Raw genomic sequence first — 9217 nt, 5'->3', positions numbered from 1 at the left:
CAAACCCAAGATCGGCCTTGCCGTCGTCGGCCGGGTCAATTTCGATGTCGCCTATGCCGAGGAGAAGCTCCAGAAGGCGCTGGAAACGCTGAAGCTCGTGGATGCCGACTTCATCGGCGAGCCGAAGATCCTCTTCGACGCCGATGCGGCCGCCGCTGCCGTACCCGCGCTGACCGCCGAGCCCCTCGACCTCCTTCTCATCCTCCAGGTCACGTTTGCCGACGCGACCATGACCCTCGGCCTGACCGAGGCGGTCGATGCGCCCGTCATGATGTGGTCCTTCCCCGAGCCGCGCACCGGCGGCCGGCTTCGGCTCAACTCCTTCTGCGGCGTCAATCTCGCCGCCCATGCCCTCAGCCGGCGCGGCAAATCCATCGACTATGTCCATGGCGAGCCCGACGACGCGAGCGCGGCCGGAAAGATTGCGACCGCCGCCAAGGCTGCGGCCCTCGTCCGCCGTTTCAAGAGCACCAAGCTTCTCGTCGTCGGCGAACACCCCGACGGCTTCGATCCGTGCGATTTCGATGCTGGCGAGCTTGCCTCCCGCTTCGGCATCACCGTCGATCAGCAGCCGGTCAAGGCCTTCATCGAGGAGGTCAAGGCCGCGCCCGAGGACCTCGCCGACAATGGCTGGGCGCGGCGCAGCCACGAGTTCGGCAATCTCGCCGAGATGGACGAGGTCGCCACCCGGAAGACGCTGAAGATCCACGGCTGCCTCTCGCAGCGCGCCAAGGACAAGGGCTATGCCGGCATCGCCGTGCGTTGCTGGCCCGATTTCTTCATCGACTATGGTTGCGCGGCCTGTGGCGCCCTCGCCCTGCTCAACGAGGATCGCATCCCGGCGGGCTGCGAGGCCGACGTCTACGGCGTCATCACATCGCTGCTGCTTCAATGGGCGAGCGACGATGGCGCGGTGTTCAACTCCGATCTCGTCGACATCGACACCAAGGACGACACGGTGGTGTTCTGGCACTGCGGCCAGGCGCCCATCGACATGGCCGATCCCGAGGCCGAGACGCGGGCGACGGTCCACTCCAACCGCAAGATGCCGCTTCTTTCGGAATTTCCGCTGAAGCCGGGGCGCATCACCGTGGCGCGCCTCAGCCGCAGCGGCGGCAAGCTGCGACTCATGCTGGCGGGCGGCGAGATGATCCGGCGGCCCCTCGCCTTCTCCGGCACCGCCGGTGTCGCCAGACTCGACGCCTCCGCCGCCAGCTATCTCGAAACCATCATATCCGAGGGCCTCGAGCACCACACCGCCGTGGTCTACGGCGAGCACCGCCCAGTGCTGCGCGCTTTCGCCAAGCGCCTCGGCATTCCAGTTGTCGAAATGGCGTAATAGACGGCAAATGCTCGTAAGCGGCCGGAAAAACGTCCGGCCGATCGGCTTCCAATCACAGAGAGAATGGCCAGCCGTCAGGCGTCGAGGCGCTCGCCGTCGTGTATCCGGTACGACGGATCGTACATGGTGACGATCTCCTCGGCGGCGGTCGGGTGGACCGCCATGGTCGCGTCGAACTGATCCTTGGTCAGTCGCCCCTTGACCGCGATCCCCAGAAGCTGACTCATCTCACCGGCATCCTTGCCGAAGACATGGGCCCCGACGACCCGTCGGCTCTCGCCATCGACGATGAGCTTGATCAGCATCCGCTCGTCGCGTCCCGAAAGCGTGTGCTTCATCGGCCGGAAGGCTGTCCGGTAGACTTCGAGATCACGGTATTCCTTGGCGGCCTGCGCCTCCGTCAGCCCCACCGTGCCGATCTCGGGTTGGGAGAACACCGCTGTCGGAACGCTGTCATAGTCGGGCTTGGTCGGCCTGCCCTTGAACACCGTATCGACGAAACACATCGCCTCGTGGATCGCCACCGGCGTCAGCTGCATCCGGTGCGTCACGTCGCCGATCGCCCAAATGTTGTCGACCGACGTCCTCGAATACTCATCGACGGTGATGGCGCCCCGGCCATCCAGCTCGATGCCGGCCCTGGAGCAGCCGAGATTCTCGGTGTTCGCCTTGCGCCCGATGGCCAGCATGACCTCGTCCGCGTCAACGATGTCGCCCCCGACGAGGTGGGCCTCGAAGCGTCCGTCCGGCTTCTGCACCACCTCGCGGATCGTCTCCTCGCAGCGCACCTTGACGCCCTTCTTCACCATGGCCTGATGAAGCTCGTGGCGCAGGTCGTCGTCGAACCCCTGAAGGATTTCCTTGCCTCGATAGATCAGCGTGGTCTCGACGCCGAGGCCGAGAAAGATGTTGGCAAACTCCACGGCGATGTACCCGCCACCGAGGATCGCCACAGCCTTCGGCAGACGCTGGAGGTGGAACGCCTCGTCCGAAGTGATGCAGTGCTGGGCACCGGGAAGCCCAGGATGCGGATTGGCGCGGCTGCCCGTGGCCACGAGTATCTTCTCGGCCGTGACCACCTTGTCGGTTGCGGTCAGCCGAACTTCGTGCGTGCTTTCCAGCACCGCGCGGGACTTGAGGAGGACGACGCCGGCCTTTTCCAGGTTCGACCGATAGACGTTCTCGAGACGATCGATCTCGCGGTCCTTGGCGGCGATGAGCTCACCCCAGTCGAAGCGCCGCTCGCCGACAGTCCAGCCGTAGCCGCGCGCATCCTCGAACTCTTCGCGGAACTGCGAGGCGTAGACCAGGAGCTTCTTCGGCACGCACCCTCGGATGACGCATGTGCCGCCGAAACGATATTCCTCGGCAATCGCGACCTTATGGCCGAGGGCGGCGGTGCGCCGCGCCGCCCGGACGCCGCCCGACCCGCCGCCGATGACGAGAAGATCGTAATCGAACCCGTGCTTGGACAAACCGCGCCCCTTCCATGGCTGCAAAAGAAACCGCGCGCGGGAAGCACGCCAAGCATTACGCTGGATAGGGCCGGCCCTACTTGGCCGGCGCCGCTCCACCGGCGCCTTGCGGCGCGAGCTTCTTCATGCCGTCCTGCGCCGCCTTGCGCAGATCGCGGATGATGCCCTTTGCCCAGACATCGGCCGCCTGCATGGTCTCGCGCGCCGCCATCGGCCCCTGCTTCAGCAGCTTCTTGCCCGTGTCGGACGAATAGAACGTGGCAATCTCGCCCAGCTCCTGCTCGGTGAATAGCTTGGCATAGACCCGGGCGACCTCGTTTTCGAGATCGGCTCGCCGTCCCGCGATCTTCAGCGCGCTGTCGTCCACCATATCGGAGATCTGCGTCTGCAGATTCGGATTGTTGGTGATCAGCTCGGCCTTGATCTGCGTCGCCGCGTTCAAAAGGATGTTGTCGAAGCCGTCGGTGGCCTGGATCGCCTCGATCGCCTGCCGGGCCGCGGCCAGGTGCGACGCGCTGTAGTCCTCCGCCCGGAGCGGGCTGGCCCACACCAAGCCGGCGATGGCGAGAGCGACGGCCCCCTGGCGCATCGTATTTCTGAACAACATCAGATTGATCTCCATTCATTCATCTTCGCCGTTCGCTGGCTCCTAACGGATCAGCCGGCTCGTCTGCAAGAGGCGCGACACGCTCAACGCGGCGAGACAATGGCCTCGACGCCGTCCGAAGACGCGATGAATGCCTGCCTTGCCAAGCCGATAAAAAGCCCGTGTTCAACCACGCCCGGAATCTCGTGAAGCGCGCATGACAGCCCCTCTGGATCGGGAATGCGGCCAAAAGATGCATCGAGAATATAATGCCCGCCATCGGTGACGAACACTTTGTCGGACCTTTGCCGAAGCACGATCTCACCGGACAGGCCAAGACCGGAAGCCGCCTTTTCAACCGCCCGGCGCGTCGCCCCGAGCCCGAACTGATCGACCTCGATGGGCAGGGGGAACGCCCCGAGGGTTTCAACCTTCTTGGAGATGTCGGCGATCACGACCATGCGCGCCGACGCTGCCGCCACGATCTTCTCGCGCAGGAGCGACCCACCGCCTCCCTTGATCAGCCGCAGTTGCGGATCGATCTCGTCCGCGCCGTCAACCGTCAGGTCGAGTTCGGGCGTTTCTTCCAGCGTTGACAAGGGGATGCCAAGCTCGGCGCAGAGTTTGGCGGACCGCTGGGAGGTCGGAACTCCGATGACGCGCATCCCGGCCAGGACCTTGTCGGCCAAAGCCCGAATGAAGGGTTCCGCCGTCGAGCCGGTGCCGATCCCCAGGCGCATCCCGCTCTCGACCACCTCCAACGCCGCGCGCGCGGCACGCTCCTTCAGTTCAGCGCTCATCCCAGGTCTCCCCTACCGGCGAAAGTTCAGTCGCGTCTACTACCCCCAAAGCGCGGCGCTGTCGAACCGGTGGGGGTGTCGGCGCCCATATGACGAGCCCGAGAGCGAGGACGAAGAACAGGACGAAACTGGTGTTGACGCTTGGGTGTCTTCCGCCTTATATCGCGACACCCATCCGGCGGCGCGCTGCTCCGCCACGGTCGGGCGCGTAGCTCAGCGGGAGAGCACTTCGTTCACACCGAAGGGGTCACAGGTTCAATCCCTGTCGCGCCCACCATTCTTTTCAATGACATCATTCAGCATCTCGCGAGATCGTAGCGGGTTTCCCAGAGCTTTATCGCAGCTGCAATCTTGTTCTGGTCGACTTGCGCACCATCTGCGGCCCCCAAACCGAGAGTGAGCCGATGTCAACAAGAACAGTCATTGTCGCGATAACGATAGGGATCGCCACCGCAACTCTGTCCGGCTGCGTCGACAGCGGACCGCGCTACGGCGGCTATCGCTCGCCGGGTCCGGTCATCGTTGATCGCGCCCCTCGGCCCGACCACAGGGACGATCGCGACCGCAGATGGAATGATCGTCGGAGCGACCATCGCGATTGGCGAGATAATGACAGACGTTATGGCGAACGCGGACGCGATCCACGCCATGGCTGGGACCGCTCGGAAGACCGCCGCGACATCGATCGCGCGCGCCTTGCCGCCTTCTGCCGGGACAATCCTCGGGCACCGCAGTGCCATCGCGGCCCGGCCGGCCGCCGGCCTTAAAGGATCGAGTGGCAATAGGAACGTTGTGCCGAAGGGAATTGGCGGCAAGGTCGAAAGATTGGCGACAAGCGTAGCGAAGCTGCGCTCGAACCTGACAAAGTGGTCTGCGTCGCTACGGCCGTCCGGTGCCCGAGCTTTCTCTCGGAGGAAACACCAAGGGCTTTAAGCGTAGCTTCTCCGACAACTCTTGCAATGTCATCTCCGGTGGCCGCGTAATCAGGATGTCCCGCCTGGACACGCCCAACTCGATAGCGCGCTGTGAGCGGCCGTCCTCCGATGTCGTGGGTGGGTCGTCCTGTGGCATCAGCCGGAACCTCTCCTGGATAGTCCATCGTGAACGGACATTCGGGATAGACAGGAGAATCATACTCCACAGGACCTTTCGCGAACAGCAACGCTCTTGCTCATAGCTGAGAGGTTCCGCCCCAGAACGGTCCGTGGGTCCGCCGATAAAACGCCCGAACCAGTGGAAGGATCGAAGGCAAAGCGCGCCCTAGGCAGACGTGCCCGATTCCCGCGATTTCCTCTCTAGGTATTCTTGCCGCCTCTTTTCCCAAAATTCCTTGCCCGACTCCGGCCAAGTCGCCGGGTCCAAGGGGTCGATCAGGTAATCCCGCCTGTACACGCCCAACTCGATAGCGCGCTGTGAGCGGCCGTCCTTCGATGTCGTGGGTGAGTCGTCTTGTGGCATCGGCCGGACCTCTCCTGGAAAGCCCATCGTGAATGGACGTTTGGGATAGACAGGAGGATCATACTCCACGGGACCCTTCGCGGAACAGAGACGCTCTTGCTCGTGCTGAGAGGTTCCGCCCGCGAGGAGTCCGTGCTTCCGCCGACGAGGGCGCCCGAACTGATAAACAGGATCGAAAGTGAAGCACCCTGCGCCCGAGGGCTGCCTGCGATCGGAGCCCTCTCCAACCCGGTGCCCGCGCCGAACGAAGAAGGCGCGGGCCTCCACCTCGCTTCAAGCGGCGCGTGCCGCGCGTGGAAATTCCATGGCGACGCCGGCGCGAGTGGCCTCTTCCATGATCTTGCGAACCACCTGATCGACCACGCCGTCGCTGTTGCCGCCATGCAGACAGGCAATCCGGCTCGCCAGCTCCGGAACGATCACGATGCAGCCATTGGAATGCGCCCGCTCAACCGCCTCGCGAACCGAACCTTCCATCCCTTCCGTCATTCCGCCCTCCTTGTTTGGTGTTTCCCTTATCCCACGGAGGCGGCGTGAAGTCATTGTTTTTTAAGTGAAATTAAGTGACACCTAACAATGGCGCCAGAGCTTTCGCAAGCCTCAACCTAAACGTTTGAAACCTCTGGATGAGAAGGAAAAATCGCCATCGGTCAGGGTTGCGGAAGGTCCGGATCAAGGCGCGAGCCGCCACGGCGCGACGATCCGCCGCACCAGCAAACGTCGCTCCGTGAAGCCGTTCCGCAACCAATCTGAGAAAGCGGCCTGTCGACGCCTAACGAAAGCGAATGAACGCTTTTCGCATCCCCGCATTTTGGCCGGACGTTTCAACAGTGTCTCGGCAGTCATGACAGACCAATCGAATATCGGCCTCAGGCATGGCCCCCTCTCCAACCACGTCGCGCACCTCTGCGTCGACATGCAGAATGTCTTCGCCGACGAGACGGAGTGGCAGACCCCGTGGATGAAGAGAGTGCTTCCGGTGGTGACGGAAATCGTCCAGCGCCATCCCGAGGCGACGATCTTCACCCGCTTCATGACGCCGAGGGACCCAAGCGAGGCCAGCGGGGCGTGGCGGCGGTATTTCGAGCGCTGGCACGAGTTCACGCAGAACGAGGCGGAGCCGCGTTTGCTCGATCTTGTGCCGGCTCTTACAGAATTCGTGCCGCCGGCCACGATCATCGACAAGCCGGCCTATTCCGCGTTTCACGATTCACCACTGCTCTCCGTGCTGCGGGAGCGAAGCATCGACACACTGGTCGTCACGGGCGCGGAAACGGACGTGTGCGTCCTGGCGACGGTGTTCAGCGCCATCGACCATGGCTTCCGCGTCGTCCTGGTCAAGGACGCGGTCTGCAGCTCGGCGGACGAAACGCACGACGCCCTGATCACGGTCTATGCGAGCCGCTTCAGCCATCAGGTGGAGCTGGTCGACTCGCCCATGATCCTCGACGAATGGAAATAACCGCTCCGGATCACCCGGCGGCCGCCGGCGGGATCACTCCGCCGGCACCTCGCGCTCGAGCTCCGCGATCCAGGCGCGGGCATTGCCATCGGACGGCGCCCGCCAGTCGCCACGCGGCGAAAGAGAGCCGCCGGCGGAAACCTTCGGTCCGTTCGGCATGGCCGACCGCTTGAACTGGCTGATGGCGAAGAAGCGAAACAGGAAGACCTTCATCCATTTGCGGATTGTCGCGAGGTCGTAGGCGTTCCTGCTCTCCTCCGGAAAACCTTCCGGCCATTCGCCCTTGGTGCTGTCGCTCCACGCGCGATGGGCGAGAAAGGCGATCTTGGAAGGCCGGAAGCCGTAGCGCAGCACATAAAACAGCGTGAAATCCTGGAGCTCGTAGGGGCCGATCCTCTCCTGCGTGCTCTGCGGCTTCTCGCCCTCGGCGACCGGAACCAGCTCCGGCGAAATCTCAGTCTCCAGGATGGCCTGCAGGGTCGCGCCAACGTCGGCCTCGAACTGCCCCGTCTTGATGACCCAGCGGATGAGATACTGGATCAGCGTCTTCGGAACGCCGGCATTGACGTTGTAATGCGACATGTGATCGCCGACGCCATAGGTCGACCAGCCGAGAGCGATCTCGGAAAGGTCGCCGGTGCCGACGACGAGACCGTTATGGTGGTTTGCCAGACGGAAGAGATAGTCGGTGCGCAGCCCTGCCTGGACGTTCTCGAACGTCACGTCATGCACCGCCTCTCCCTTGGCGAAGGGATGGTCCATATCGGCCAGCATCTGGCGGGCGGCGGGGCGGATGTCGAGCTCGTGAGCGGAAACGCCGAGGGCCTTCATCAGGGCGTGGGCATTGCCCTTGGTTCCCGAGCTCGTGGCGAAGCCCGGCAGGGTGTAGGCGAGAATGTTCTGGCGCGGCAGACCGAGACGATCCATGACCTTGGCCGAGACAATCAGCGCCTGTGTGGAGTCGAGACCACCGGACACGCCGATGACGAGCTTCTCGATGCCCGTGGCCTTGAGCCGTTGAGCCAGGCCGGCCACCTGGATGTTGTAGGCCTCGTAGCAGTCCTGATCGAGGCGCTGCGGATCGGCCGGCACGAACGGGAAGCGCGCCAGAGGCCGCACCAGCCCCAGATCCTCGTCCCTTGGCTGAAGCTCGAATTCTATCCGGCGGAAGGCTTCGACGCGCGCGCGGTGAACGCGGCGGTTGTCGTCGAGACTGCCGGTGCGGGCGCGCTCCTGCCGCAGTAGATCGAGATCGACGTCGGCGATCGCCTGCCGCTCCTCGGTGGGAAAACGCTCCGTCTCGGAGAGCAGCAAGCCGTTCTCATAGATCGAGGCTTGGCCGTCCCAGGCAAGGTCGGTGGTCGATTCACCAGCGCCGCCAGCGGTGTAGATATAGGCGGCGATGCAGCGCGCCGATTGCGACTGGCAAAGCAGGCCCCGCGTCGCCGCCTTGCCGATGGTGATGTTGCTGGCCGAAAGGTTGGCGAGGATCGTCGCGCCGGCAAGAGCCGCCTCGCCGCTCGGCGGCTGCGGCACCCAGAAGTCCTCACAGATCTCCGTGTGGAGGACGAAGCCGGGAACATCGGTCGCCGCGAAGATGAGATCGCGGCCGAACGGCACGGCCTGCCCGGCAAGCGCGATGGAATCGCCCTCGGTGCCCTCGCCGGAAGCAAAATGCCGCTTTTCGTAGAATTCCCGATAGTTCGGTAGATAGGTTTTCGGCGTGACACCGAGAATGCGGCCACGATGGATGGTCAGCGCGCAGTTGTAGAGCCGGCCACGGTGCCGGAGCGGAGCGCCGACGACAATCGCCGGCGAAAGATCGCGCGACGCGCCGACCAGCCGCTCGATGGCGGCTTCGACACTGTCCAAGAGAACGTCCTGAAGGAGCAGGTCGTCGATGGCGTAGCTGCTGAGGCACAGCTCGGGGAATATGGCCAGCGCCACGCCGGCCGCATCGGCACGCCCCACTGCGGCCAGTACCGAGGCAAGATTGGCTTCCGGATCGGCCAGCGCGGCGGGAAACGTGCAGGCGGCAACGCGCGCGAAACCATGCCGATAGAGACTTTGAAAATTCCGCGTCATCGCCGCCCC

General features: G+C 63.9%; 7 protein-coding genes and 1 tRNA gene. 3 read left to right on the top strand and 5 right to left on the bottom strand.

The annotated features are described in order from the left end of the window. Positions 1-1339, top strand: a 1339-nt coding sequence (locus B5D38_RS06260) for a fucose isomerase (protein ID WP_078707512.1), incomplete at its 5' end; no start/stop codon positions are given. Between the two features lie 77 nt (positions 1340-1416). Here B5D38_RS06260 and gor read toward each other — a convergent pair. From gor to rpiA, 3 genes are all read right to left on the bottom strand, one after another. After that, on the bottom strand, positions 1417-2817 hold the full coding sequence (gene gor, locus B5D38_RS06255; protein ID WP_078707511.1) for a glutathione-disulfide reductase: 1401 nt from the start codon (positions 2815-2817) through the stop codon (positions 1417-1419). 76 nt (positions 2818-2893) lie between these two features. Continuing rightward, positions 2894-3424: a DUF2059 domain-containing protein gene (locus B5D38_RS06250; protein ID WP_078707561.1), complete on the bottom strand. Its 531-nt coding sequence runs from the start codon at positions 3422-3424 to the stop codon at positions 2894-2896. 83 nt (positions 3425-3507) lie between these two features. Then, on the bottom strand, positions 3508-4203 hold the full coding sequence (gene rpiA, locus B5D38_RS06245; RefSeq protein ID WP_078707510.1) for a ribose-5-phosphate isomerase RpiA: 696 nt from the start codon (positions 4201-4203) through the stop codon (positions 3508-3510). Positions 4204-4405: 202 nt separating this feature from the next. Here rpiA and B5D38_RS06240 point away from each other — a divergent pair. Further along, positions 4406-4480 (top strand) — tRNA-Val (locus B5D38_RS06240). A gap of 1454 nt (positions 4481-5934) precedes the next feature. Here B5D38_RS06240 and B5D38_RS06225 read toward each other — a convergent pair. After that, complete coding sequence (locus tag B5D38_RS06225) at positions 5935-6150, bottom strand: hypothetical protein (protein WP_078707507.1); 216 nt, start codon at positions 6148-6150, stop codon at positions 5935-5937. 355 nt (positions 6151-6505) lie between these two features. Here B5D38_RS06225 and B5D38_RS06220 point away from each other — a divergent pair, with 355 nt between their 5' ends. Then, positions 6506-7123, top strand: a complete 618-nt coding sequence (locus B5D38_RS06220) for a cysteine hydrolase family protein (RefSeq protein ID WP_078707560.1) — start codon at positions 6506-6508, stop codon at positions 7121-7123. Positions 7124-7156: 33 nt separating this feature from the next. Here B5D38_RS06220 and B5D38_RS06215 read toward each other — a convergent pair whose 3' ends face one another. Next, complete coding sequence (locus B5D38_RS06215) at positions 7157-9208, bottom strand: NAD(+) synthase (RefSeq protein WP_078707506.1); 2052 nt, start codon at positions 9206-9208, stop codon at positions 7157-7159. Between the last annotated feature and the right edge of the window lie 9 nt (positions 9209-9217).

This window comes from Consotaella salsifontis, from assembly GCF_900167365.1.
In the GTDB taxonomy this organism is placed as follows: Bacteria; Pseudomonadota; Alphaproteobacteria; order Rhizobiales; family Rhizobiaceae; genus Consotaella; species Consotaella salsifontis.
The sequence above is the reverse complement of the archived record's forward strand: the minus strand, read 5'-3'. Positions and strand labels throughout refer to the sequence as shown.

Bases quoted from the DNA above. Each gene is read 5' to 3' on its own strand.
- B5D38_RS06250 (WP_078707561.1), bottom strand. From the start codon at position 3,424: ATGTTGTTCAGAAATACGATGCGCCAGGGGGCCGTCGCTCTCGCCATC.
- rpiA (WP_078707510.1), bottom strand. From the start codon at position 4,203: ATGAGCGCTGAACTGAAGGAGCGTGCCGCGCGCGCGGCGTTGGAGGTG.
- B5D38_RS06225 (WP_078707507.1), bottom strand. From the start codon at position 6,150: ATGACGGAAGGGATGGAAGGTTCGGTTCGCGAGGCGGTTGAGCGGGCG.
- B5D38_RS06220 (WP_078707560.1), top strand. From the start codon at position 6,506: ATGACAGACCAATCGAATATCGGCCTCAGGCATGGCCCCCTCTCCAAC.
- B5D38_RS06215 (WP_078707506.1), bottom strand. From the start codon at position 9,208: ATGACGCGGAATTTTCAAAGTCTCTATCGGCATGGTTTCGCGCGCGTT.